Raw genomic sequence first — 25,932 nt, forward strand, 5'->3', positions numbered from 1 at the left:
GGAATTTCCATTGACATCATCAAACACAAAAGTATATCTCGAAATTGTAAAAAAAATCCGTTCCATTATGGAAGAGGATGGATTGGTAGCGGGGGATCGTTTGCCGTCTGAGCGTGAGTTAAGTTCACGCTTAAACGTTGGACGTTCCTCTGTAAGAGAAGCATTGCGTGCTCTAGAACTTGTAGGGTTAATTGAAACGAGACGTGGTGAAGGAACGTTTATTCGAAACTTTTACGATAACGGTCTGGTACAATTAATCGCTCCGTTTTTACTGCAAGATGAGAAAACAATTCGTGATTTATTGCAAACAAAACGATTGCTTGAAAAAGATATGATTCGAATTGTATGTAATTTACCGAAAGAAACGTTTTCTAAAGTACTAAGGAAATTAGATCAAGTACTTGAAGGAAATGAAAGCTCAATTCCAACGCTTCATCAAACGTTCTTTAAAACACTTATTGAACAAGTCGATAATTATTTACTATATCGCATTTGGATGATCGTAAATGATTATGTAGCAACTCTTTCTTGTGAAGTTTCAGGAGACTCTATCGATTTGTATAGAAAGCTTTATGCGACTTTGGAAGAAAAACAAGAAAATGATGCACTAAAAATTTACGATGAATTAGTAGAGAATATACAGTTTCACTCGTAATGTATAAAATTTGTCGAAATGACCATGACACGTTATGACAAACATTCTACCGCATAGCGGTTAAAGTTAAACGTAAAGAGAGAGGTTATTAGACAGATTGAGAAGATAAGGCTAACATCAAACTTTGGTGTTAGCCCCATTTTCTTCTTACGCTAACCTTAGCTCTCAACGAAGGGGGTCAAATTGTGCTAAGAGATTTATTCGTGAAAAAGAAAAAGTACGCTGCAATACCTTCAGAACAAGTACGGAAAGATGTGCCGGATGGCGTTATGACAAAATGTCCGAAATGTAAAAAAATCATGTATACGAAAGAAGTTCTAAAAAATTTAAAAGTATGTGTGAACTGTGGATATCATCATCCTATGAATGCATGGGAACGTCTTGATAGTATATTGGATGAGGGGTCATTCCGTGAGTATGACAAAGAGATGGTTTCATTAAATCCACTCGAGTTTCCTGGATATGAAGAGAAACTAGAGAGCGATCGTAAGAAGACTGAATTGAACGAAGCGGTTGTAACTGGTGAAGGAACAATTGATGACATGCTTGTTGTTGTTGCAGTAATGGATTCTCGTTTTCGAATGGGGAGTATGGGCTCTGTAGTAGGAGAAAAAATTGCCCGTGCGGTTGAAAAGGCATACGACTTACAAGTTCCATTTATTATCTTTACTGCTTCGGGTGGTGCCCGTATGCAAGAAGGGATATTAAGTTTAATGCAAATGGCGAAAACAAGCGTAGCTTTGAAAAAGCATAGTAATGCAGGAGGATTATTTATTTCTGTTATGACTCATCCAACGACGGGCGGGGTTTCAGCGAGTTTCGCTTCACTTGGTGATTATAATCTTGCAGAGCCAGGCGCACTTATCGGATTTGCCGGTAGACGTGTAATTGAACAAACCGTGCGTGAGAAACTACCGGAAGATTTCCAAACGGCAGAATTCTTACTAGACCATGGTCAATTAGATGCGGTTGTGCATCGTGATGATATGAAAGAATCACTTCGCAAGATTTTAGAAGTTCATCAAGGAGGGGAAATGGCTGTATGGCAGAGCTAGAATTTGAGAAACCAGTTGTTGAGCTAAGAAATAAGATTCGTGAACTGAAAGACTATACGAAAAACAGCCAGATGGACTTCAGTGAGGAGATTCGCATTTTGGAAGACAAGCTAGAAAATTTAGAGGAAGATATATACGGCAATATGAAAGTATGGGACCGTGTTCAAATTGCTCGTCATGCAGAACGACCGACAACGCTCGATTATATTGAGCACTTATTTACTGATTTTTTCGAATGTCATGGAGATCGCCTATTTGGTGATGATGCAGCGATTGTCGGCGGCATTGCGAAATATAAGGGGATGCCTGTAACTGTAATTGGGCATCAACGCGGAAAAGATACGAAAGAAAATATTCGTCGTAATTTTGGGATGCCTCATCCAGAAGGATATCGAAAAGCACTGCGTCTCATGAAGCAAGCGGAGAAGTTTAATCGTCCAATTATTTGTTTTATTGATACGAAAGGAGCTTATCCTGGTAAAGCTGCTGAAGAACGTGGGCAAAGTGAAGCTATCGCCCGCAACCTATTTGAAATGGCAGGTTTAACGGTACCTGTTATTTGTATCGTTATCGGTGAAGGAGGTAGTGGTGGTGCGCTAGGCCTTGGAGTAGGAGATTACATTCATATGCTAGAAAATTCCACTTATTCTGTTATTACGCCAGAGGGCGCAGCGGCAATTCTTTGGAAAGATGCAGGAAAAGCAAGGGAAGCTGCAGAAGCGATGAGAATTACAGCGGCAGATTTGAAAGAATTAGGTGTAATTGACGAAATTATTCCAGAAGCAAAAGGTGGAGCACACCGTAATGTTTTGAAGCAGTCGGAAAATATAGACTTAATGATTAGAAAAACTTTTGAACAATTAAACGGAATTTCGAAAGATGAATTAATCGAAAAACGTTATGAAAAATATATGAAAATTGGGCAAGTTTCGTTTTCAAACGCTTCCATTTGGATAAAATAATAAAAACGTGCGTTCCACTTCGCGAATGCACGTTTTTATTGTGAAAAGACACATCTTCTCCATTGTAATTTTATATTTTTTCGTGTTATTTTATTATAAGGTAAATAATCTTTATGAGGTGAGTACAAATGAAACGTATTGGTGTATTAACAAGTGGTGGAGATTCACCTGGTATGAATGCTGCCATTCGTGCAGTTGTTCGTAAAGCGATTTTCCATGATATTGAAGTATATGGTATTTACCATGGATACGCTGGTTTAATTTCTGGTCATATTGAAAAATTAGAACTTGGTTCTGTTGGCGATATTATCCACCGCGGTGGTACAAAATTATATACAGCAAGATGTCCTGAGTTTAAAGACCCAGAAGTACGATTAAAAGGTATCGAGCAATTAAAGAAACACGGTATCGAAGGACTTGTTGTTATTGGTGGAGATGGTTCTTACCAAGGCGCTAAAAAATTAACTGAACAAGGATTCCCATGTGTTGGTGTACCAGGTACAATTGATAATGATATTCCTGGAACAGACTTCACAATTGGTTTCGATACAGCTTTAAATACTGTTATTGATGCAATTGATAAAATTCGTGATACAGCTACATCTCACGAACGTACATATGTTATTGAAGTAATGGGACGTCACGCTGGTGATATCGCATTATGGGCTGGTTTAGCTGATGGTGCAGAAACAATCTTAATTCCAGAAGAGAAGTATGACATGGATGATGTTATCGCTCGTCTGAAACGTGGTAGTGACCGTGGTAAAAAGCACAGTATTATCGTTGTAGCTGAAGGTGTTGGAAGTGCAATTGACATCGGTAAGCACATTGAAGAAGCAACAAATTTTGATACTCGTGTAACGGTATTAGGTCACGTACAACGTGGTGGATCACCAAGTGCACAAGACCGTGTATTAGCAAGTCGTCTTGGCGCAAGAGCAGTTGAATTATTAATTGCTGGTAATGGCGGACGTTGTGTTGGTATTCAAAATAATAAACTTGTTGATCATGACATTATCGAGGCGTTAGCTCAAAAGCATACAATCGACAAAGATATGTATCAATTATCTAAAGAGTTATCCATCTAATCGGTTTAATGTCAGATATTTGGGAACGGTTTCATAATTTTCGGAGGTGCAATATGCGTAAAACTAAAATTGTATGTACTATAGGTCCTGCTAGTGAAAGCATTGAGAAATTAGAACAATTAATCGAAGCGGGTATGAACGTTGCTCGTTTAAACTTCTCTCACGGTAGTCATGAAGAGCATGGAGCTCGTATTAAAAGCATTCGCGAAGCTTCAAAGAAAACTGGTAAAACAGTTGGTATTTTACTTGATACAAAAGGTCCGGAAATCCGTACTCACGACTTCGTAGACGGGCAAGCTGAGCTTGTAACAGGTGCAGAAGTAGTTATTTCTACTGAGCAAGTGTTAGGTACTGCAGAGAAGTTCTCTGTATCTTATGCGGGTCTTTATGACGATGTAGATCCAGGTTCTCGTATTCTAATCGATGACGGTCTTATCGAACTAGAAGTAATCGAGAAGGCTGGCGGAAACATCCGTACAAAAGTATTAAACAGCGGAACTGTAAAAAATAAAAAAGGTGTTAACGTACCAAACGTAAGCATTAAGCTTCCTGGTATCACTGAAAAAGACGTAAAAGATATCGTTTTCGGTATCGAGCAAAAAGTTGATTTCATCGCAGCATCTTTCGTACGTAAAGCATCTGACGTATTAGAAATTCGTGAATTATTAGAAGGGCATAACGCTCAATACATCCAAATTGTACCGAAAATTGAAAACCAAGAAGGTATCGACAACATCGATTCAATCTTAGAAGTTTCTGACGGTTTAATGGTAGCTCGTGGTGACATGGGTGTAGAAATTCCGCCAGAAGAAGTACCATTAGTACAAAAACGTCTAATCAAAAAATGTAATGTGTTAGGTAAACCGGTTATTACTGCAACACAAATGTTAGACTCTATGCAACGTAACCCGCGTCCGACTCGTGCAGAAGCAAGTGACGTAGCTAACGCAATCTTCGATGGTACAGATGCAATCATGCTTTCAGGTGAAACGGCTGCTGGTCAATATCCAGTAGAAGCAGTAACAATGATGGCTAACATTGCGGTACGTGTTGAAAAATCATTACAATATGAAGATATGTTCAAAAAACGTATTAAAGAGTTCACTCCAACAATTACAGATGCAATTAGCCAATCTGTTGCGCACACTGCACTTGCTCTTGGTGTAGCTGCAATCGTAGCTCCAACAGAAAGTGGATATACTGCGAAAATGATCTCTAAATACCGTCCTAAATCTCCAATCGTAGCTGTAACAACTGACGAGCAAGTAGGACGTCGTCTTGCACTTGTTTGGGGTGTACAAGCATTTATGGCTGAGAAGCGTGCAGCTTCTACTGACGAAATGTTAGAGACTGCAATTCAAACAGGTATGGATGCAGGTCTAATCGGACTTGGAGACACTGTAGTAATCACTGCTGGTGTTCCAGTTGCTGAAACTGGTACAACAAACTTAATGAAAATCCATGTTGTTGGTGAAGAAGTTGCTAAAGGACAAGGAATCGGTCGTAAAGCTGCAAAAGGTAAAGTAGTTGTAGCGAAAACAGCTGCTGAAGCTGTAGCGAACGTAAACAAAGGTGATATTCTTGTTACAACAAGCACAGATAAAGATATGATTCCTGCAATCGAAAAAGCTGCTGCTTTAGTTGTAGAAGAAGGCGGTCTAACAAGCCATGCAGCTGTTGTAGGTGTATCAATCGGTATTCCTGTTATCGTTGGTGTAAACGGCGTAACAACAACTTTAAAAAATGGCCAAGAAGTAACAGTTGATGCAGCACGCGGAATTGTTTATAATGGACATGCGGAAGTGCTATAAGTAATACGGAGAGAAGGATCGGAGTCCTTCTCTTTTTTTTTACACAAAAAAGAGATATAGATAGCTTGAAAAGCCTGAAAATACTTTAAAAATTGTTTCTTATGGAGTTTTAATAGGGAAAGGTTGTTTCTCTTTTCGGGGGCTTATAAGAGCGTTGTGGGTGCTTTAAAGGTAATGTTAGAAGAGATGATGTTTGAGTTTTTTGATAGAATATGAAAGGGGTGTGGAACCGTGAAATGGTTGTTATTTTTACTTATTTTAATACCCGCGATTGAGATTACAGTCTTGATCGGATCAAGTCATATAATAGGTTTATGGTCTACGTTCGCTATGATTGTATTTACAGGTATTGTAGGTGTGTATTTGGCAAAACGACAAGGGTTTAAAGTGCTTAGAGAGATTCAATTTAGGTTAAATAGAGGAGAAATGCCGGGTGATGCCGTCCTAGATGGTATTTTTGTCTTTATAGGAGGTATTCTTTTGGTACTTCCTGGATACGTGACGGATATAATGGGTTTTATCTTTGTTATTCCTGTAACGAGGGCTTTATTGAAGCCGCTTGTTATGAAGTGGATGGAATGGAAGTTTAGAAAGAAATCTACTATTATTATTCAGAAATAGTGCTTAGATTATAGCAATCTAAGCACTATTTTTTTATCCTGCAAAAGCCTGATTGGTACCGGGGATTAAAGTATTGTTTTATCCGGCTATTTGCCGGACAGTAAGACTCCTACTTCAAAATTCGGCGAATGCTAGGAAGCTAGGTGGGGGATAACTGCCCGTAAAAAATGGATTGGTGTGGGCTAATAAGCAGTGGGGATGCCCCCCTACTTTATTGTGTTCCCTATGTATTTTCGATTCAATATATAATTCTTAACGTTATATATAAGATTAAGTAGCGCCAAGAAATGATATTAGAGCGGAGAAATTGTTGGTGAAAAGTCTTCTCTTATGCTATTTTGTATATTTATTCATTTACATAAAAAGTAATAAATGTAAGTAATAATTATAAAACAAATAGAATAAAAATGTAAAAACACCACGAAATATGCGTTTTCTATGCAAAAAAACAAGAAAATTATCCTTTTTTAGGAAACCCTCTCGTTTAAAATGTAATTAATATAAAAATAAGTACAAGGAATAATCAGTGGGAATTTCCCACTGATTACAGTTAAGTTTTTTGTTGTATGTGAATTAGAATTTATTATTTTGATGGTGAGCCTTTAATGAATTTCCACAAGTCATGGAATACATGAGCTTTGTGCAATGTATTAAGTAGTACTAATGTGACTGGACCGATGATTAATCCTAAGAAACCAAAGAGCTTAAAGCCGACAAATAGAGCGATTAGTGTCGCTAATGGATCGAGGCCGATATTAGATGAAAGTACTTTAGGCTCCATAATTTGTCTTTGGACAATCACGACGATGTATAAGATGAGAAGACCGATGGCGAATGCGGTGTCGCCAGTGAAAAATACGTATATAACCCAAGGAACGAAGACAGCTCCTGTTCCTAAATAGGGGAGTAAATCTACAACGCCTGTAATAATTGCGATAGTAATAGCGTATGGTACGCGTAATATTAAAAGTCCAATTAACACAATAACGGTTGTCATAGATACGAGTGTAAGTTGTGCTTTAACAAAACCGAACAAAGCTTTTCTTAAGTCGACAAAAATCGTTTTTCCGTAGCCGTGTACACGATTCGGTAGCAATTTTCTTGCTTTCTGAGCAAGACGGTGCCAATCGTAACTAATAAAGAAAGTGGCTAATAAAACGAATACAAGAACAGTTAAAGTCGTTGGTAATGCGCTAATGAAATTTGTTAACCCGCTTATAATGGCGGTTAAAAGTTCTTTCATTTGTGTTGTTGCTTCGGTTCCTAAATTTTGAATGTTTTGTGTAATTGTATAGCGCTGTGGTTCTCCAAGGTGATTAAATTTAGAGATTAAATCATCGTAGAGAGGCATAATATGATTAAGTGCAAATTGTTGAGCGAATGTAACGATATCTGGAAACTTCACTGTAACAATTTGTAGTAAGTATGTTGTGGCAGATATTGCTTCAGTTACAAGGTATGTAACAAGCCCGACGATAGCTCCGAATACGAGAATTAAGCTAACGAGTACTGCTAGTGCGCGAGGGAATTGTAGTTTTTGATTAAGAAAATTGACGACAGGATTAATCAAATAAGCAAATGCAAAAGCGATAATAAAAGGATAGATAAGTCCTGACATGTATAGCAATGCATAGAACCCAACTACCGTTGCCACAATGACAAATATGAGTCGCAATATCATATATAGTAAGTTTCGGTTCAAAGATGTTTACCTCCCATTCCAATTTGGATTATCCTAATTCGTTCAACTTATAACGAGTGTGCTTCACTGATTAAAGTTTCACTTTATGTTATAGTGGAATGATGGATTTAGCCCGCTTTTTTAGTGCATGAATGACTGCAAAAGCTTGTTGATGATGCTTCTACTATATGGTAAAAAATTCATTTTCTCTTCTTTTTATTTTACCTGTTTCTTATTAGAAAAGAAAGGAGAGACAAGCGTTTTCAAAAATGTATACATGCTTTAATTTTTTTGTTAAAGTCTCGTTTTGTAATTTGAAAATGCATATAAATAATGAAGTTGTTGCCTTATTGTCATCGATATAGCATGTATAACGATAGGTTTAAAGGTATTTTTGTTTGGAAACGAGTTCATTATTTTCAGAAAGGAAGTGTAATCATGATTAGTCAGTCAACTTTATTTTTATTCATACTACTTATTATAGGACTTATTGCGAAAAACCAATCGCTTACTGTAGCTGTCGGTGTGTTATTTTTATTAAAGTTTACGTTTTTAGGAGATAAAGTCTTTCCTTATTTACAAACAAAAGGAATTAACCTCGGTGTGACGGTTATTACAATAGCGGTGCTTGTACCAATTGCAACGGGGGAAATAGGTTTTAAACAACTTGGAGAAGCAGCGAAATCGTATTATGCGTGGATTGCTTTAGCTTCAGGGGTAGCGGTTGCTTTGTTAGCGAAAGGCGGCGTACAATTATTGGCGACGGATCCTCATATTACAACTGCGCTTGTTTTTGGGACGATTATAGCAGTTGCCTTATTTAATGGGGTTGCTGTAGGTCCATTAATTGGGGCTGGAATTGCCTATGCAGTTATGAGTATTATACAGATGTTTAAATAAGGAATTTTATAGTAATATAAAAATTTTGAATTCTTTCTGTTCACAAAAGTCAGATAATTGTTTATAATAGGATTAGAAACTTTGAAAAGTTACATAACAGCAGAGACTTTACACCAAATAAAATAAAAACAACATAAAACAATTTTATAATGATATTGTTTTATGTTGTTTTTATCATAAAACTCTTCGGAATTTATTTTCCTCACTAACTTTTTGTTCTGAGCGTGAGGATTCGGGGAGACATTCACGCTCATGCTTCCATGTAGGCAATGGACATTAAGAGGGGAACATCGCAAAAAATTTGCATGATCGTGCATTTTGCTTGCCTAAAGAGTGAACGGGCGTTCATAATTTATAAGGGGAGCAAATAGATATAAGGAGCAAGATTGGGAGAATTTTCAGGAAAAGGAGAGAATGTCATGACTGTTATTCGAGGTTTAGAAGGGGTAGTAGCAACAACATCATCTGTGAGCTCTATTATTGATGATACATTAACTTATGTTGGGTATAATATTGATGATTTAGCTGAGAATGCTACATTTGAAGAAGTAGTGTACTTATTATGGCATCGCAAGCTTCCTAACGAAAAAGAACTAGCGGAATTTAAAGACACTGTATCTGAATACTATAAAGTGCCAGGTGAGATTTTAACATATTTGAAACAAGTAGATTTAAAAATCGCACACCCGATGTCTGTTTTACGAACTGCAATTTCCATGCTATCATTATACGATGAGAGCGCTGAAATAATGGATGGAAAGTCCAATTATTTGAAAGCGGTTAAATTACAGGCTCAAGTGGGAACTTTAGTTGCTGCTTATGCAAGAATCCGTAAAGGTTTAGATGTTGTTGAGCCGAGAAAAGATTTATCATTAGCTGCAAACTTCTTGTACATGTTAAATGATCGCGAGCCAAATGAAGTTGAAATCGAAGCTTTTGATAAGGCGCTTGTACTTCATGCAGATCATGAGTTAAACGCTTCTACATTTACTGCACGTGTTTGCGTAGCTACACTTTCAGATGTATATTCTGGTATTACAGCAGCAATCGGTGCACTAAAAGGTCCTCTTCACGGTGGGGCGAATGAAAATGTAATGAAGATGTTAACTGAAATTGGTGAAGAAGAAAATGTAGAATCATATATTCATAATGCTCTTCAAAATAAAGTGAAAATTATGGGATTTGGCCACCGTGTATATGAGCATGGTGATCCACGTGCGAAACACTTACGTGAAATGTCTAAGAGATTATGCGTGCTTTTAGGAGAAGAGAAATGGTATAATATGTCTATCAAAATTGAAGACATTGTAACAAAAGAAAAAGGTCTTCCACCAAATGTTGATTTCTATTCAGCATCTGTATACCATTGTTTAGGAGTCGACCATGACTTATTTACACCTATCTTTGCTATTAGCCGTATGTCAGGCTGGTTAGCTCATATTCTAGAACAATATGAAAATAACCGTTTAATCCGTCCACGTGCTGATTATAATGGACCTACGCATCAAGTGTATGTTCCAATTGGACAACGATAAGTAAAAAACACTATTTAGATAGTGAAAATACGCTTTCAAAAGTCTGATTTTTTAGGGAAGATGTAATGATTAGAATATTTTAATTTGACTAACGGTTTGAACTGAGGGGTTACTCCCTCAGTTTCATACATATGAAATTTCAAACATGGGGGTTATCACATTGACGACAGGCGAAAAAATTACTGTAACTAATGGTGTTATGAATGTACCAAACAATCCGATTATTCCATTTATCGAAGGAGATGGAATTGGTCCTGATATTTGGGCTGCAGCATCTCGCGTACTAGAAGCAGCAGTTGAGAAAGCATATGATGGTGAGAAGAAAATCGTTTGGAAAGAAGTGCTTGCAGGGGAAAAAGCATTCAACCAAACAGGCGAGTGGTTACCAGAAGAGACTTTAAATTTAATTCGTGAATATTTAATCGCAATTAAAGGTCCACTTACAACTCCAGTTGGCGGTGGTATTCGTTCTCTAAACGTAGCGCTTCGTCAAGAATTAGATTTATATGTATGTCTACGTCCAGTTCGTTATTTTGAAGGTGTTCCTTCACCTGTAAAACGTCCGGAAGATACTGATATGGTTATTTTCCGTGAAAATACAGAAGACATTTATGCTGGAATTGAATATGCACAAGGATCTCCAGAAGCAGAAAAAGTTCTTGCTTTCTTAAAAGAAGCAATGGGTGTTAATAAAATCCGTTTCCCAGAAACATCTGGTATTGGTATTAAGCCAATTTCAGAAGAAGGGACAAAGCGTCTTGTTCGTGCTGCAATTCAATATGCAATTAACGAAAAACGCTCTTCTGTTACATTAGTTCATAAAGGAAACATTATGAAATTTACAGAAGGTGCTTTCAAAAACTGGGGTTACGAAGTAGCTGAACAAGAATTCGGCGATAAAGTATTTACTTGGGCTGAATATGATCGTATCGTTGAAAAAGATGGAAAAGATGCAGCGAATAAAGCGATGGCAGATGCAGAATCTGCTGGAAAAATTATCGTAAAAGATTCTATTGCAGACATCTTCTTACAACAAATTTTAACTCGTCCACGTGAGTTCGATGTTGTTGCAACAATGAACTTAAATGGAGATTACATCTCTGATGCACTTGCTGCACAAGTAGGTGGAATTGGTATTGCACCTGGTGCAAACATTAACTATGTTACTGGACATGCTATCTTTGAAGCTACACATGGTACAGCTCCAAAATATGCAGGTTTAGATAAAGTAAATCCATCTTCTGTTCTTCTTTCTGGTGTATTATTATTAGAGCACTTAGGATGGAACGAGGCTGCGAAATTAGTAACTGCTTCAGTTGAGAAAACAATTGCTTCAAAAGTAGTAACATACGACTTCGCTCGTCTAATGGAAGGCGCAACAGAAGTGAAATGTTCAGAATTTGCTAATGAGCTTATTAAAAACATGGATGTAGCGATAATCAAAAACGCATAATTAAAGCGGGGGGTAAATTATGACAATCAAACGCAAGAAAGTTTCAGTCATCGGTGCAGGATTTACAGGAGCAACAACAGCATTCTTATTAGCACAAAAAGAACTTGCAGATGTTGTATTAGTGGACATTCCACAGCTGGAAAATCCAACAAAAGGGAAAGCGTTAGATATGTTAGAAGCGAGCCCAGTACAAGGTTTTGATGCTAACATTATTGGTACATCAGATTACGCAGATACGGCTGATTCTGACGTTGTCGTTATTACAGCAGGTATTGCGCGTAAGCCTGGTATGAGCCGTGATGACTTAGTAGCAACAAACTCTAAAATTATGAAAAGTATTACGCGCGACATTGCAAAACATTCACCAAATGCGATTATTGTTGTATTAACAAATCCAGTTGATGCAATGACATATTCTGTATTTAAAGAAGCAGGATTCCCGAAAGAGCGTGTTATCGGTCAATCGGGTGTATTAGATACAGCTCGTTTCCGTACATTCATTGCACAAGAATTAAATTTTTCTGTGAAAGACATTACAGGATTTGTTCTTGGTGGACACGGTGACGATATGGTACCTCTTGTACGCTATTCCTATGCAGGTGGCATTCCGTTAGAAACATTAATTCCAAAAGAGCGTTTAGAGGCAATTGTAGAACGTACACGTAAAGGTGGCGGCGAAATTGTAGGCTTATTAGGAAACGGTAGTGCATATTACGCACCAGCTGCTTCTTTAGTTGAAATGACAGAAGCAATCTTAAAAGATCAACGCCGTGTATTACCGGCTATTGCGTACCTTGAAGGTGAATATGGTTATAGTGACCTTTACTTAGGTGTACCAGTAATTCTAGGTGGTAACGGAATTGAAAAAATTATTGAATTAGAACTTCTTGCAGATGAGAGAGAAGCGTTAGATCGCTCTGTAGAATCTGTACGTAACGTTATGAAAGTTCTTGTTTAACGATTTAATATAAGTGAAAAAGATTCGGGGTCCCGAATCTTTTTCTACTATTTATCGAATTGTTTTTTTGAAATAATATGAAAACGCTATCATTTGTAGTATCCTATAATGAAACTATAGACTTATACTATACATTGCCCTCATCATAGTAAATTTCGGAGAAGGTATCGCTTTTAGTAGGATAATAAGGTGAAAAAATCGGAGGGGGTTGTAACATGTTAAAGAAAAAAGTTCAAATTGGTCGTAAAATGGATGAAATTACAGTAGGAGAGAAATTATCTATCACTGAAAAAATTGAGGATAAAGATTTGTTATTGTACTTAGGGTTAACGAATGATGCCAATCCATTATATATTCAGCATGATTACGCATCCCAAACTCCGTACGAAAAGCCGATTGTACCGAGTATTATGCTAACAGGGCTCATTACAACGGCAGTTACGAAATATTTACCAGGTCCAGGTAGCCATATTACTAGGAAGGACCTTACATTCGTGAAGCATGTTCACCATTATGAGACGTTACAAATCCACTTTGAAGTTGTGGCTGTTTCAGAGGAGGAACATACAATTGATATGCTTGTATCTGCTCATGATGAAAAAGGAGATACTGTTGTGAAAGGCTCATTAACAGTAACACCGCCTTATAAATCAGTTTCTATTATGGAAAAAGCATTAGATAATTTTTAAAACATGAAAATACGAATAGCGCTAGCATACCTTTAATAAGGGAGCTAGCGCTATTTTTAGTTGAAGAATCCTTGTTTGAACCCTTCAGCGAAATCTGAACAGCCTGTTTTAATAGTATCCCAGCTCGGGGCGTTGAAAGTAAGGATACATGTTACTACTAAAGATAGAATAGGTAGTACTAGTCGCATAATAGAACCTCCATATTATTAATATTTATATATTTGAATCAATAATATAAACTATCGCATAATGTAATAGTTGAAGTCAATTGAAGGAGTGATTTTTTAAGGTGAAATGGAAAGGAGAAGACATAATCTTTGAAACGATGAGAGAAGCTGAAGTGTGGGCCGATTCGCTCGCGAATGAAATGTACGGGAGAGTATTTGATGGATATGAAACACCAGATTATAAAATCGCGTATGCTCTTTCTTTTTTCTTAGCGCAGGAGAGGGAGTATGTGGTTCATACGGAAAAACACTTTGAAAAAGGTGGGTTCATCTATCGAGTTTGGATAGCGGAGAGGGAGAGAGAATGAAGTTTCAATTGCTTTTATTTTCGAAGCGTTAGTACAAACGAGCTCCATGAATAGACAATTATATTGAGGGGGACCTTGTTTTCTAGTATGATGAGAATAACGGGGAAAATACTAGGATGAAGAAGGTTTCAAGTCTATAACTTGGAGGAAAAGAATGAACAATCGTATTTTGGTAGTTGATGATGAGGAATTTATCTTAACTTTAATTGAATTTAATTTACAACAAGCTGGTTTTGAAGTTATAACAGCGATGGATGGAGAAATGGCGCTTCAAAAAGCGACAACAGAACGTCCAGATTTAATTATATTAGATTTAATGCTTCCGAAAATGGATGGTATGGAAGTTTGTAAAGAATTACGATTGCAACGTGTCATGACACCGATTTTAATGTTAACGGCAAAAGATGATGAATTTGATAAGGTGCTCGGTCTTGAACTTGGGGCGGATGATTATATGACGAAGCCGTTTAGCCCAAGGGAAGTTGTTGCTCGTGTGAAGGCGATTTTGCGCCGTACGAAGTTACAACAAGAAGAACAAGTTGCAGAAGCACCAGATGAAGATAGCATCCTAATTGCAGACCTTAAAATTTTACCGGAGTTTTATGAGGCTTATTTCCAAGGAAGAAAGCTTGAATTAACACCAAAAGAATTTGAACTACTTGTGTATCTTGCGAAAAATAAAAGTCGCGTGTTGACGCGTGATCAATTATTAAGTGCTGTATGGAATTATGATTTTGCTGGTGATACACGAATTGTTGATGTTCATATTAGCCACTTGCGCGATAAAATTGAACAAAATACGAAAAAACCGACGTACATTAAAACGATACGTGGTTTAGGATATAAATTAGAGGAGCCAAAAGGGGATGAATAAATTTCGTTCCAGGCTTCTTTTTACATTTGTTTCTCTTATTGTGTTTATTTTAGTTGGACTAGGTTTATTGCTAGAAACTGTGTTTGAAAACTACTATATCGATCACGCTAAAGAGAGAATGGCAAAAGAGACCGGGTATGTTGCTGTATTAGCAGAAGAACAAGGGTTTGATGATGTTTTAAAAAATCCGTATATATTTGAAAAGCTAGAAGAAAAAATACCGGTTTCTATCCTATTTATAGATGAAAAAAAGAAAGTTCAATACAGTAAAGGACAACAATCTGCCTTTAGTCAAGAGACGATTAAAGAGCTTTCTTCGGAAGCGGCAAAACAAAGAAATAAAGTCATTACGAAAGAAACGGACCAAAAGAATGAGTTTTATCATGTTGTATTCGTTCAGGATGTAGAAGGGAAACAAGGATATATTTTGGTGAAAAGTACAGTTGATACTTTGAGGGACGTTCACCAGAAAACGTGGGGATTATTAATTATTGGATTCGTCATTGCTTGTCTTGTAGTTGTATTCTTAGGTGTCAAAATTACAGGGCAATACATTAGGCCGATTGAATCAGTTACGAAAGTTGCAATCGAATTAGCGAAGGGTAATTATAAAGCGCGTGCATACGAAAGTCATTCGGATGAAACAGGAATGCTGAGTAAAGCAATTAATATTTTAGCGCGTAATTTACAAGAGATGACACTTGAACAAGAAATGCAACAAGACCGCCTGCATACATTAATTGAAAATATGGGAAGTGGAATGATTCTAATTGATAGCCGTGGCTATATAAACCTTGTAAACCGTTCTTATAAGGAGACTTTCCACGTAACAGACGAAGAATATTTAGACCGTTTATACTATGAGTCGTTTCATCATACGGAAATTATTGAGCTTGTAGAAGAAATCTTTATGACAGAAGTGAAAGTGCGTAAACAAATGTTGTTGCCACTTGGTATTGAGCGAAAGCATTTTGAAGTATACGGAGCTCCAATTATTGGGACAAACCATGAGTGGAAAGGAATTGTTCTCGTATTCCATGACATTACTGAGCTGAAGAGATTAGAACAAATGAGAAAAGACTTTTTAGCGAATGTTTCTCATGAGTTGAAGACACCGATTACTTCTATTAAAGGTTTTTCAGAAACACTCTTGGACGGAGCGATGGATAATAAAAAATTCTGCGAACATTTCTTGCATATTATTTTAAAAGAAAGTGAGCGCATGCAAGGCTTAATTGAAGATTTATTAGATTTGTCAAAAATTGAGCAGCAAGGATTTAAATTAAATATGGGTACGGTTGATATGAAGGGGATTCTTGAAGATATTCAAATGGTGCTTGATAATAAAGCTGGCGAAAAAGAAATCTCTTTACAAGTGAATGTATTAAAGCGAGTTTCTGTCATCGGAGATCCAAGTCGTTTGAAACAAATCTTTATTAATTTAATTAATAATGCAATCGTATATACACCTGCTGGAGGCGTTGTTTCTGTTGAATTAGCAGAAGATAAATATAATGCTTATATAAAAGTATCCGATACTGGAATTGGTATTAGTAAAGAGGAAATCCCACGTATTTTTGAACGCTTTTACCGAGTAGATAAAGCTAGAAGTAGAAATACTGGTGGTACAGGTCTTGGATTATCGATTGTAAAGCATTTAGTTGAGGCACATCATGGTACAATTACAGTGGATAGTGAAGTTGGAGAAGGGACGACATTTACAGTTGTTTTACCAAAATCAGCAACTGATAAATAGGATGAAGGATATTTACAATATATTAACATTGGCTTAATTAAATATTAATAAAGCTCTGCTAATATAATAGATGAAAACCCCTTCATCCAAGGAGTAATTTTGGACGAGAATAGTTATGCTGTTCTCGTCACTTCCCTTTTATGTTAATAAACGTTTGTATATATGAAAGAAAATAACCGTTATTTTTCTTCTCTCTATTAGTCATGTTAATATAGAGAGAGGAAAGGAACGGTTTTTTTCTATGGAAAAATCGTTTCAAATTTGTATGGGGAGGTTTGTAGTTTGGAAAAAAAAGTCGTATTAGTAGATGGTAATAATATCGCGTATCGTGCTTTCTTTGCACTACCGCTTTTAAATAACGACAAAGGTATACATACGAACGCAATTTATGGTTTTACAATGATGTTAATGAGAATATTAGAGGAAGAAAAGCCGACGCATATGTTAGTAGCATTTGATGCAGGAAAAACAACATTCCGTCATAAAACGTATAGTGAGTATAAAGGAGGACGTCAAAAGACTCCACCTGAATTATCAGAGCAATTCCCGTTTATTCGTGAGATGCTTGATGCGTTCAATGTACCGCGTTATGAGCTAGAAAATTACGAAGCGGATGACATTATGGGAACGTTAGCGAAGGAAGCGAGTGAGCAAGGGGCGAGTGTAAAAGTTATTTCAGGAGATAAAGATTTACTTCAACTTGTTTCTGATAACACGCTTGTATGCATTCCTCGAAAAGGGATTACAGAAGTAGATGAATATACGACAGAAGCTTTATTTGAGAAATACAGCTTATCACCAAAACAAATTATCGATATGAAAGGTTTAATGGGAGATCAGTCAGATAACATTCCAGGTGTACCAGGAGTTGGTGAAAAGACTGCCATTAAATTATTAACGCAGTTTGAAACAGTAGAAGCGGTATATGAAAATTTAGATCAAGTAAGCGGAAAGAAATTAAAAGAAAAGCTAGAAGCAAATAAAGAACAAGCTCTAATGAGTAAAGATTTGGCGACTATTATTACAGATGCACCAATTACTGTGCATGTAGATGATATGGAATATAAAGGATATGAAGCAAGTGATGTGATTCCGATGTTTGAGAATTTAGGATTTACATCTCTTTTAAATAAGTTAGGTGTTACGCCAGAGGAAACAGCTCCAGCGGAATTAGATGATATTACATTTGATATTGTGGAAGAAGTTACAGAAGAAATGCTTCAGCAAGATAGTGCGCTTATTGTTGAAGTACAAGAAGATAACTATCATAAAGCGGATATTCAAGGTTTTGGTATTCAAAATGAAAATGGTTGTTACTTCATTTCGGCAGAAACAGCTCTTAAATCAGATGCATTCAAAACATGGCTTGCAAATGGAGAAATGAGAAAGCATACATTTGATGCGAAGCGTGCTATCGTTGCGCTTAAATGGAATGGGATAGATATTCAAGGGATTGACTTTGATCTATTAATTGCTGCTTATTTACTTGATCCAGCTGATACGGACAAAGATTTCCGTGCTGTAGCGAAAATGAAAGAAACACATGCTGTGAAATCCGATGAAGAAGTTTACGGAAAAGGTGCGAAGCGTGCTGTTCCAGAGTTAGATGTCGTAGCGGAGCACGTAGCTCGTAAAGTGCATGTATTATATGATGTAAAGCAAACGTTCGTAGAAGAATTAGAAAAGAATGAGCAATATGAACTATTTACAGAGTTAGAATTACCACTTGCACGTGTATTAGCTGATATGGAAGTGAAAGGTGTTAAGGTCGATACCGAGCGTCTTCGTAATATGGGAGAAGACCTTGCGGGTAGATTGAAGGAAATGGAACAGGAAATTTATGAGCTTGCGGGAACGGAATTTAATATTAATTCACCGAAGCAGCTTGGGGTGATTCTGTTTGAGAACTTAAACTTACCGGTCATTAAAAAGACGAAAACCGGTTATTCTACATCAGCTGATGTACTAGATAAACTTATGGATCATCATGAAATTATTCCAAAGATTTTACATTATCGTCAATTAGGGAAACTAAATTCAACTTATATTGAAGGTTTATTGAAAGTGGTACATGAAGATTCATCTAAAATTCATACTCGTTTCAATCAAGTGTTAACGCAAACAGGTCGATTAAGTTCAACAGATCCTAACTTGCAAAATATCCCGATTCGATTAGAAGAAGGAAGAAAGATTCGTCAGGCGTTTGTTCCATCAGAAGAAGGCTGGATTATGTACGCGGCCGATTATTCGCAAATTGAACTTCGTGTATTAGCTCATATTGCAAATGATAAAGGGCTAGTCGAAGCGTTCCAACATGACATGGATATTCATACGAAAACAGCTATGGATGTATTTGGCGTTGAAAAAGATGAAGTAACTTCGAATATGAGACGACAAGCAAAAGCGGTTAACTTCGGAATTGTGTATGGTATTAGTGATTATGGTCTTTCGCAAAACTTAGGAATTACAAGAAAAGCGGCAGGGGAATTTATCGAAAAGTATTTAGAAAGTTTCCCTGGTGTAAAAGAATACATGGATGACATCGTAAAAGATGCGAAACAAAAAGGATACGTGGCTACCTTATTAAATCGTCGCCGTTATATTCCGGAAATTACGAGTCGTAATTTCAATTTACGTAGCTTTGCAGAACGTACAGCTATGAATACACCAATTCAAGGTAGTGCAGCAGATATTATAAAAATAGCTATGATTATTATGGCAGATCGTCTAGAAGAAGAAGGATTACAAGCACGTCTTCTGTTGCAAGTACACGATGAATTAATTTTTGAAGCACCAAAAGAAGAAATTGAAAAATTAGAGAAGCTTGTACCTGAAGTGATGGAACATGCAATTGAACTAGCTGTTCCGCTGAAAGTTGATTATTCTTACGGTCCAACTTGGTACGACGCGAAATAAGGAAGTGATGAAATGCCTGAATTACCAGAGGTTGAAAATGTTAGGCGGACGCTTGAAAATCTTGTGACGGGAAAAACGATTGAAGATGTCATCGTTACCTATCCTAAAATAGTAAAACGCCCAGATGATGCGGAAATCTTTAAAGAAATGCTAAGAGGCGAGACAATTGAAAATATAAAGCGAAGAGGAAAGTTTTTGCTTTTATATGTAACGAATTATGTCATTGTGTCACATTTGCGTATGGAAGGTAAGTTTTTACTGCATCAAGAGGGTGAGCCGATTGATAAACATACGCATGTCCGTTTCTTATTTACAGATGGAACTGAATTACATTATAAAGATGTGAGAAAGTTTGGTACGATGCATCTCTTTAAGAAAGGTGAAGAATTGAATCAAATGCCCCTTGCTGACTTAGGGCCGGAGCCATTTGATGCTGAATTGACACCGAAGTATTTGCAAGAGAGATTGCAAAAGACAAATCGCAAAATAAAAGTCGTATTATTAGACCAGCGTCTTTTAGTAGGGCTTGGAAATATATATGTAGATGAAGTTTTATTCCGTTCTCATATTCATCCAGAACGAGAAGCGTCATCTTTAACGGAAGAAGAAATTGAGAGAGTGTACGAAGCGATTGTTACAACGCTAGGCGAAGCAGTGAAGCGAGGCGGAAGTACAATTAGAACGTATATCAATTCGCAAGGGCAAATTGGTTCATTCCAAGAACTTCTAAATGTATATGGAAAAAAAGGAGAACCATGTGTAACTTGTGGTACGATTTTAGAAAAAACAGTTGTTGGCGGAAGAGGAACGCATTACTGCCCAAATTGTCAGCCTAGAATATAGAAAAGAGATAACATCGGATAGGCATTTGTCATATACATACAGCAGAGCTATGTATAAGGGAGGAGTTTACCGATGTACCTTTATTTATCTCTTATTTTATTAGCTTTTACATTAAGCTTAGATAGCTGTAGTGTAGGGCTAACATACGGTTTAAGAAGTGTAAGAATTCCACTAAGATCAATTATAATTATCGGAATCTGTTCAGCGGCTGTTATGCTTGTTTCAATGGGAATTGGACATATGATCGCGAAAGTTTTTTCACCTGTTATCGCAACGCGTATCGGTGGACTTGTTCTTATTGGAATAGGGATTTGGGTATTATACCAATTTTTTCGGAGTGATAAAAAAGAAGAACCGAAGCAAGAGGAGAAGGTTTGGAAATTAGAGATTGCTTCACTAGGACTAGTGATTCAAATTTTACGGAAACCGACTGTTGCGGATTTTGATAAATCGGGCACCATTTCTGCAGGAGAAGCGCTACTTCTTGGTATAGCTCTTTCTATAGATTCGTTTGGTGCTGGAATTGGTGCATCTTTATTAGGTTATGCACCTGCTATGATGGCAATATTAGTTGCGGTGATGAGTTCTTTGTTTTTATTTATTGGAATGAAACTTGGAACGGTTTTATCGAATATGAAATGGTTACAAAAATTTACATTCCTGCCTGGGGTATTACTCATTATTATTGGAATTTGGAAAATGTAAGTATGGGCGTGGAACATTAGTTTCGCGCCTTTTATTATAAGGAGGATTATGATGACAGTAGTAATTGGATTAACGGGAGGCATTGCAAGTGGAAAAAGTACAGTGTCTCAAATGTTTCGTGAACTGAGTATACCGGTTATTGATGCGGATATTATTGCGCGAGAAGTGGTAGAAAGAGGAAAACCAGCATATAACAAAATTGTAGAAGTATTTGGAACGGAAGTGTTACAAAAAGATGGAGAACTGGATCGACCGAAATTAGGAAGTGTCGTTTTCCATAATGAAGAAAAACGATTGCAGTTAAATAAAATTGTTCATCCGGCAGTACGTGAGGAAATGAATATGCAAAAGAAAATGTACATAAAAGAAGGTGTGCAAGCGGTTGTGTTAGATATTCCTCTTTTATTTGAAAGTAAATTAACAAGTCTCGTTGATCGCGTTTTAGTTGTAGCAGTCACGCCGAGTACGCAATTAGACCGTTTAATGAAACGGAATAATTTTTCAGAAGAAGAAGCAACAGCGCGTATTCAATCTCAAATGCCATTAGAAGAAAAAGTGAAGAATGCGGATGAAGTGATAAATAATGATGGCACAATTATGGAAACGAAAACACAATTACAGGTAGTTTTAAAGAAGTGGAACATTATTGATTAAAAAATTGTGAAATTAATGAAAATGCTTAGTGACATTTCTCCTTTTTGTGTTATACTATTATTGGGATTAGAGATAAATAGTATAACGCATTCAAGGGGGATAACATATTATGACTCGTGTGGCAATTAATGGATTTGGACGTATTGGGAGAATGGTGTTTCGTCAAGCAATAAAAGAAAGCGCATTCGAAATTGTAGCAATCAATGCAAGCTATCCGTCCGAAACGTTAGCACATTTAATTAAATATGATACAGTACACGGTAAGTTTGCCGGAACAGTGGAAGCATTTGAAGATCACTTATTAGTAGATGGGAAAATGATTCGCCTTTTAAACAACCGTGATCCAAAGGAATTGCCTTGGAAAGATCTAGGTGTTGAAGTTGTAATTGAAGCAACTGGTAAATTTAATTCAAAAGAAAAAGCAATTCTTCACGTTGAAGCTGGAGCGAAAAAAGTTATTTTAACAGCGCCTGGTAAAAATGAAGATGTAACAATTGTAGTTGGTGTGAACGAAGACCAATTAGATATTACAAAACATACCGTTATTTCAAATGCATCTTGTACAACAAACTGTTTAGCACCTGTTGTGAAGGTGTTAGATGAGCAGTTCGGAATTGAAAACGGTTTAATGACAACTGTTCACGCTTATACAAATGACCAAAAAAATATTGATAACCCACATAAAGATTTAAGAAGAGCGCGTGCTTGCGGACAGTCAATCATTCCGACAACGACGGGTGCTGCGAAAGCGCTTGCAAAAGTTCTTCCGCATTTAAATGGAAAACTTCATGGTATGGCACTTCGTGTACCAACACCAAACGTGTCTCTTGTTGACTTAGTAGTAGATGTAAAACGTGATGTAACAGTTGAAGCTATTAATGAAGCGTTCAAAACTGTTGCAAACGGTGCGTTAAAAGGAATTGTAGAATTTAGCGAAGAGCCTTTAGTGTCTATCGACTTTAATACAAATACACACTCAGCTATTATTGATGGTTTATCTACAATGGTAATGGGTGATCGTAAAGTGAAAGTACTTGCTTGGTACGATAACGAGTGGGGCTACTCTCGTCGTGTTGTAGATCTTGTAACGTTGGTTGTAGATGAATTAGCAAAACAAGAAAATGTACAACATATTTAAGTGAAATAGAGGGAGGGCAAGTAAATATTTGCCCTCTTTTTTTATTTTTTTCTGAAAAGAAAAAAATTATATGGGTATATTTTCAAATAGTGGACATACCAAAAACGTTGTGATTACTGTATTTGTGAATCATTTATTTTTTTTAGGGAAAAGTAAAGAGGAAAATATGACAGAAATTCGAAAAAACTGTTGTTGCAAAATGAAAATAAACAAAGTATACTAACACTCGTAAACTTAAGAGCTGAGGTACGTAGTCACTACTTAAAGGGTTAGGACCTCTCTGGACTAACTTTCCCCCGTGGTAGTGGAGCAAGCCAAATTGCAAATTAGTTTTCAATTCGAACAGTTAGAATAAATTTACAAGGGGGAACTGTAGAATGGATACTATGGATACGATGGGTCGTCACGTAATCGCTGAACTTTGGGATTGCGATTTCGACAAGCTTAATGACATGCCGTATATTGAACAATTATTTGTGGATGCAGCACTAAGAGCTGGTGCTGAAGTACGTGAGGTTGCTTTTCATAAATTTGCACCACAAGGTGTAAGTGGAGTAGTAATTATCTCGGAATCACATTTAACAATTCATAGCTTTCCGGAGCACGGTTACGCAAGTATTGATGTTTATACTTGTGGGGATCGTATTGATCCAAATGTTGCTGCAGAATATATTGCAGAAGGTTTAAACGCGAAAACGCGTGAGAGCATCGAGCTTCCTCGAGGCACTGGTAGCTTCGAAATTAAGCAGAGAGAAACAAAAGCTCTTTAAAAAAGAACATAATTGATTTAAAATGTAAAGAGGTGTATAATGCACCTCTTTTTTAGTTTATAAAAAAGGAAAAACGTAACGTACTCGTTAGTTGGATAAATTGAACTCTTACAAATAAGCTAGCGCTTCATCTACCATCTTATTTTTTGAAAACAAGATGATAAAATAATGCGTTTAAACTTAAAGTGGTAAGAGCGTTAGAATGAGTTATATAATATTGTATATATATATTTTCAGGTGAATTGAGTAGAGAAAAATAAAGAGTATAGTGTAAAGGAGTGAATGAATTGCGTTGTCCATCCTGTTCTCATAATGGCACAAGAGTGTTAGATTCGCGTCCGGTAGACGAGGGGCGCTCTATTCGAAGAAGGAGAGAGTGTGAAAGTTGTTTAAGCCGCTTTACGACATTTGAAAGAGTAGAAGAGTCACCTCTTATCGTTGTTAAAAAAGAAGGCACACGAGAAGAATTTAATAAAGAAAAGATCTTACGCGGTTTAATTAAAGCATGTGAAAAAAGACCAGTATCTTTAAGACAATTAGAGGAAGTAACACAAAGTGTGGAACGTGAACTTCGTAATTTAGGTATTTCAGAAGTGAAAAGTGATATGATTGGTGAAATTGTTATGGAAGAGCTTCGTGATATCGATGATGTTGCTTACGTACGTTTTGCTTCTGTATATCGTCAATTTAAAGATTTAAATGTATTTATTGAAGAATTGAAAGATATACTGCAAAAAGAAAGAGAATAGAAGCTGTATTCCATTCTCTTTACATACTGTAAGTAATGAGATAAGAGAGCTAGAAGCGTAAGCTAATAGCTCTTTTTCGCTAATAAAATATATAATGGAGATAGAACGAATGAAGTAGAGGATAGATTGGATGAGAGAAAGGAAAAGCAAGAATGGAAAAACAGTCATGGATGGAGCTATTGCCAATTGATCGTTATAAAGTAAGTGCGAAAGGACTACTACATAATTACGACCGAAAAGTGTTAACGATGTTGTATCAGCCGTTAATAGGTAGTAGAGCTTTTAGCTTATACATGACGCTATGGGGGGAGTTAGAGCAAGATCGTGTATTTGGAAAAGAGAATACACATCATTCCCTTATGGTGATTATGCAAATGCAACTTCCCGAAATATATGAGGAACGAGTAAAGTTAGAGGCAATTGGGCTTTTAAAGGTATATATTAAGAAAGAAAAAGATATTCGAATGTTTATATACGAGTTGCAACCGCCTTTATCTCCAAAGCAGTTTTTTGATGATATTGTTTTAAGTATCTTTTTATACAATCGATTGAGTCGGACAAAATATAATCAAGTAAAGCAATATTTCTTAGAAGAAGAATTTGATTTTGCTTCTTATGAAAATGTGACGCGCTCTTTCAATGAGGTGTTTGGCTCGTTTAATCCAGGACAGCTTGAGCATGCGCAAGAAGATCTTCGTATTCCAAAAACGACAACTATGCCAAGTAATGAGAAGGGAGGCGCTCCGAAAGTTTGGAATGATTTCTTTGATTTCTCCTTATTTGTAGATGGGTTGTCCGCTCTTGTTCCTAAAAAGGCGATTACAGATCAAGTGCGAGAATGTGTCATCACACTCGCTTATGTGTACGGTGTAGATGTGTTATCGATGCAAAATATCGTTCTTGGTGCGGTGACAGAGATGCAAACAATTGATATCGAAAGGCTTAGAAAAGGAGCCCGCGATTGGTACCAATTTGAAAATGGTCAAGCATTACCTGTATTAAGTGAAAGAGTACAGCCGCATGCTGCACGTACGATGAAAGAGAAAGAGCCTTCATCGCAAGAAGAGATGCTAATAAAGCAATTAGAGGAAATATCACCAAAACAACTATTGAAAGAAATTTCGGGCGGTGCAGAGGCAACGAAAGCGGACTTGCAAATTGTTGAGGATGTAATGATAAAACAAAAGTTAACGCCAGGGGTTGTGAATGTCCTTATTTATTACGTTATGCTACGCTCAGATATGAAACTTGCGAAAACGTATGTTGAGAAGATCGCTGGGCATTGGGCACGAAAAAAGGTCAGTACAGTAGGCGAAGCGATGGCGCTAGCAAAAGAAGAAAATCGTCAATACCAAGAGTGGGCTGAGACGAAGAAAAAAGGTCGTACGGCGAAGAAAACAGTGCGAAAAGAAATGGTACCAGATTGGCTGAAAGAAGAGCCTAACGAACAAGCAAAAGAAACTGTGAAGAAAGATGTAAGTTCAGAAAAAGGTGCAAGTACGTTAGAAGATGAACGAAAACGACTAGAAGAAGTGTTGAAAAAATATAAGCGTGATTAATAGAAGAGAATGAACGCTCTTTGAG

Annotated in this window: 24 protein-coding genes; 22 read left to right on the forward strand and 2 right to left on the reverse strand. The window is 36.9% G+C overall.

The genetic code is table 11. From position 1 onward, the window contains the following. The first annotated feature begins 10 nt into the window (after positions 1-10). The 6 genes from MR065_RS10760 to MR065_RS10785 all read left to right on the forward strand — a co-directional run bounded on the left by MR065_RS10760 (position 11) and on the right by MR065_RS10785 (position 6,192). Positions 11-655 carry a FadR/GntR family transcriptional regulator gene (locus MR065_RS10760; RefSeq protein WP_242213635.1) on the forward strand — a complete coding sequence of 215 codons (645 nt, stop codon included), beginning with the start codon at positions 11-13 and terminating at the stop codon, positions 653-655. 185 nt (positions 656-840) lie between these two features. Continuing rightward, positions 841-1,710: an acetyl-CoA carboxylase, carboxyltransferase subunit beta gene (accD, locus tag MR065_RS10765; RefSeq protein WP_097905750.1), complete on the forward strand. Its 870-nt coding sequence runs from the start codon at positions 841-843 to the stop codon at positions 1,708-1,710. Beyond that, complete coding sequence (accA, locus tag MR065_RS10770) at positions 1,698-2,672, forward strand: acetyl-CoA carboxylase carboxyl transferase subunit alpha (RefSeq protein WP_097905751.1); 975 nt, start codon at positions 1,698-1,700, stop codon at positions 2,670-2,672. The genes accD and accA overlap by 13 nt, the downstream gene beginning before the upstream one ends. A gap of 128 nt (positions 2,673-2,800) precedes the next feature. Beyond that, positions 2,801-3,760, forward strand: coding sequence for a 6-phosphofructokinase (gene pfkA / locus MR065_RS10775; protein WP_097905752.1), 960 nt, complete (start codon positions 2,801-2,803; stop codon positions 3,758-3,760). 53 nt (positions 3,761-3,813) lie between these two features. Further along, complete coding sequence (pyk, locus tag MR065_RS10780; RefSeq protein ID WP_242213637.1) at positions 3,814-5,571, forward strand: pyruvate kinase; 1,758 nt, start codon at positions 3,814-3,816, stop codon at positions 5,569-5,571. A gap of 231 nt (positions 5,572-5,802) precedes the next feature. Continuing rightward, complete coding sequence (locus MR065_RS10785; RefSeq protein WP_242213638.1) at positions 5,803-6,192, forward strand: FxsA family protein; 390 nt, start codon at positions 5,803-5,805, stop codon at positions 6,190-6,192. 583 nt (positions 6,193-6,775) lie between these two features. Here MR065_RS10785 and ytvI read toward each other — a convergent pair. After that, positions 6,776-7,894, reverse strand: a complete 1,119-nt coding sequence (gene ytvI / locus MR065_RS10790; protein WP_097905755.1) for a sporulation integral membrane protein YtvI — start codon at positions 7,892-7,894, stop codon at positions 6,776-6,778. A gap of 417 nt (positions 7,895-8,311) precedes the next feature. On the opposite strand from ytvI, the gene MR065_RS10795 reads away from it, so the two are divergent. The 5 genes from MR065_RS10795 (at position 8,312) to MR065_RS10815 (ending at position 13,408) form a co-directional block, all read left to right on the forward strand. Further along, positions 8,312-8,773, forward strand: a complete 462-nt coding sequence (locus MR065_RS10795) for a DUF441 domain-containing protein (protein ID WP_098268836.1) — start codon at positions 8,312-8,314, stop codon at positions 8,771-8,773. Positions 8,774-9,159: 386 nt separating this feature from the next. Beyond that, complete coding sequence (gene citZ / locus MR065_RS10800) at positions 9,160-10,308, forward strand: citrate synthase (RefSeq protein WP_141436523.1); 1,149 nt, start codon at positions 9,160-9,162, stop codon at positions 10,306-10,308. A 160-nt stretch (positions 10,309-10,468) separates the two neighbouring features. Then, entirely contained in the window at positions 10,469-11,761 is a 1,293-nt protein-coding gene (gene icd / locus MR065_RS10805) for an NADP-dependent isocitrate dehydrogenase (protein ID WP_141436524.1), read from the forward strand. A 19-nt stretch (positions 11,762-11,780) separates the two neighbouring features. After that, on the forward strand, positions 11,781-12,719 hold the full coding sequence (mdh, locus tag MR065_RS10810; RefSeq protein WP_242213641.1) for a malate dehydrogenase: 939 nt from the start codon (positions 11,781-11,783) through the stop codon (positions 12,717-12,719). 215 nt (positions 12,720-12,934) lie between these two features. Further along, positions 12,935-13,408, forward strand: a complete 474-nt coding sequence (locus MR065_RS10815; protein ID WP_098268835.1) for a MaoC/PaaZ C-terminal domain-containing protein — start codon at positions 12,935-12,937, stop codon at positions 13,406-13,408. 56 nt (positions 13,409-13,464) lie between these two features. Here the strand turns inward: MR065_RS10815 and MR065_RS27450 are convergent, their stop codons facing one another. Next, complete coding sequence (locus tag MR065_RS27450; RefSeq protein WP_277927377.1) at positions 13,465-13,596, reverse strand: hypothetical protein; 132 nt, start codon at positions 13,594-13,596, stop codon at positions 13,465-13,467. 101 nt (positions 13,597-13,697) lie between these two features. Here MR065_RS27450 and MR065_RS10820 point away from each other — a divergent pair, with 101 nt between their 5' ends. From MR065_RS10820 to MR065_RS10870, 11 genes are all read left to right on the forward strand, one after another. Further along, entirely contained in the window at positions 13,698-13,943 is a 246-nt protein-coding gene (locus MR065_RS10820) for a hypothetical protein (RefSeq protein WP_242213642.1), read from the forward strand. Positions 13,944-14,097: 154 nt separating this feature from the next. Further along, on the forward strand, positions 14,098-14,817 hold the full coding sequence (phoP, locus tag MR065_RS10825; RefSeq protein ID WP_098990557.1) for a two-component system response regulator PhoP: 720 nt from the start codon (positions 14,098-14,100) through the stop codon (positions 14,815-14,817). After that, positions 14,810-16,573, forward strand: a complete 1,764-nt coding sequence (phoR, locus tag MR065_RS10830; RefSeq protein WP_097905762.1) for a sensory box histidine kinase PhoR — start codon at positions 14,810-14,812, stop codon at positions 16,571-16,573. The genes phoP and phoR overlap by 8 nt, the downstream gene beginning before the upstream one ends. 282 nt (positions 16,574-16,855) lie before the next feature. Further along, positions 16,856-19,489, forward strand: coding sequence for a DNA polymerase I (gene polA, locus MR065_RS10835; RefSeq protein WP_242213643.1), 2,634 nt, complete (start codon positions 16,856-16,858; stop codon positions 19,487-19,489). A 12-nt stretch (positions 19,490-19,501) separates the two neighbouring features. Beyond that, complete coding sequence (gene mutM / locus MR065_RS10840; protein WP_098990554.1) at positions 19,502-20,332, forward strand: DNA-formamidopyrimidine glycosylase; 831 nt, start codon at positions 19,502-19,504, stop codon at positions 20,330-20,332. 72 nt (positions 20,333-20,404) lie between these two features. Continuing rightward, a complete protein-coding gene (ytaF, locus tag MR065_RS10845) occupies positions 20,405-21,037 on the forward strand; it encodes a sporulation membrane protein YtaF (protein WP_242213644.1) in 633 nt (210 codons plus the stop codon). A gap of 51 nt (positions 21,038-21,088) precedes the next feature. Next, positions 21,089-21,691, forward strand: a complete 603-nt coding sequence (gene coaE, locus MR065_RS10850; protein ID WP_242213645.1) for a dephospho-CoA kinase — start codon at positions 21,089-21,091, stop codon at positions 21,689-21,691. Positions 21,692-21,800: 109 nt separating this feature from the next. After that, positions 21,801-22,829 (forward strand): glyceraldehyde-3-phosphate dehydrogenase, encoded by a 1,029-nt coding sequence (locus MR065_RS10855; protein ID WP_000198961.1) that lies wholly within the window; start codon positions 21,801-21,803, stop codon positions 22,827-22,829. A gap of 386 nt (positions 22,830-23,215) precedes the next feature. Next, positions 23,216-23,599 (forward strand): adenosylmethionine decarboxylase, encoded by a 384-nt coding sequence (gene speD / locus MR065_RS10860; RefSeq protein ID WP_002003660.1) that lies wholly within the window; start codon positions 23,216-23,218, stop codon positions 23,597-23,599. Between the two features lie 287 nt (positions 23,600-23,886). Then, positions 23,887-24,348: a transcriptional regulator NrdR gene (gene nrdR / locus MR065_RS10865; RefSeq protein WP_001203687.1), complete on the forward strand. Its 462-nt coding sequence runs from the start codon at positions 23,887-23,889 to the stop codon at positions 24,346-24,348. A 152-nt stretch (positions 24,349-24,500) separates the two neighbouring features. Then, complete coding sequence (locus MR065_RS10870) at positions 24,501-25,907, forward strand: replication initiation and membrane attachment family protein (protein WP_242213646.1); 1,407 nt, start codon at positions 24,501-24,503, stop codon at positions 25,905-25,907. Positions 25,908-25,932 lie beyond the last annotated feature (25 nt).

It is taken from the genome of Bacillus cereus group sp. BfR-BA-01383 (assembly GCF_022663495.1).
Lineage (GTDB): Bacteria > Bacillota > Bacilli > Bacillales > Bacillaceae_G > Bacillus_A > Bacillus_A cereus_AU.

Bases quoted from the DNA above. Each gene is read 5' to 3' on its own strand.
- accA (WP_097905751.1), top strand. From the start codon at position 1,698: ATGGCAGAGCTAGAATTTGAGAAACCAGTTGTTGAGCTAAGAAATAAG.
- pfkA (WP_097905752.1), top strand. From the start codon at position 2,801: ATGAAACGTATTGGTGTATTAACAAGTGGTGGAGATTCACCTGGTATG.
- pyk (WP_242213637.1), top strand. From the start codon at position 3,814: ATGCGTAAAACTAAAATTGTATGTACTATAGGTCCTGCTAGTGAAAGC.
- MR065_RS10795 (WP_098268836.1), top strand. From the start codon at position 8,312: ATGATTAGTCAGTCAACTTTATTTTTATTCATACTACTTATTATAGGA.
- mdh (WP_242213641.1), top strand. From the start codon at position 11,781: ATGACAATCAAACGCAAGAAAGTTTCAGTCATCGGTGCAGGATTTACA.
- MR065_RS10815 (WP_098268835.1), top strand. From the start codon at position 12,935: ATGTTAAAGAAAAAAGTTCAAATTGGTCGTAAAATGGATGAAATTACA.
- MR065_RS27450 (WP_277927377.1), bottom strand. From the start codon at position 13,596: ATGCGACTAGTACTACCTATTCTATCTTTAGTAGTAACATGTATCCTT.
- phoP (WP_098990557.1), top strand. From the start codon at position 14,098: ATGAACAATCGTATTTTGGTAGTTGATGATGAGGAATTTATCTTAACT.
- phoR (WP_097905762.1), top strand. From the start codon at position 14,810: ATGAATAAATTTCGTTCCAGGCTTCTTTTTACATTTGTTTCTCTTATT.
- mutM (WP_098990554.1), top strand. From the start codon at position 19,502: ATGCCTGAATTACCAGAGGTTGAAAATGTTAGGCGGACGCTTGAAAAT.
- ytaF (WP_242213644.1), top strand. From the start codon at position 20,405: ATGTACCTTTATTTATCTCTTATTTTATTAGCTTTTACATTAAGCTTA.
- coaE (WP_242213645.1), top strand. From the start codon at position 21,089: ATGACAGTAGTAATTGGATTAACGGGAGGCATTGCAAGTGGAAAAAGT.
- MR065_RS10855 (WP_000198961.1), top strand. From the start codon at position 21,801: ATGACTCGTGTGGCAATTAATGGATTTGGACGTATTGGGAGAATGGTG.
- speD (WP_002003660.1), top strand. From the start codon at position 23,216: ATGGATACGATGGGTCGTCACGTAATCGCTGAACTTTGGGATTGCGAT.
- MR065_RS10870 (WP_242213646.1), top strand. From the start codon at position 24,501: ATGGAAAAACAGTCATGGATGGAGCTATTGCCAATTGATCGTTATAAA.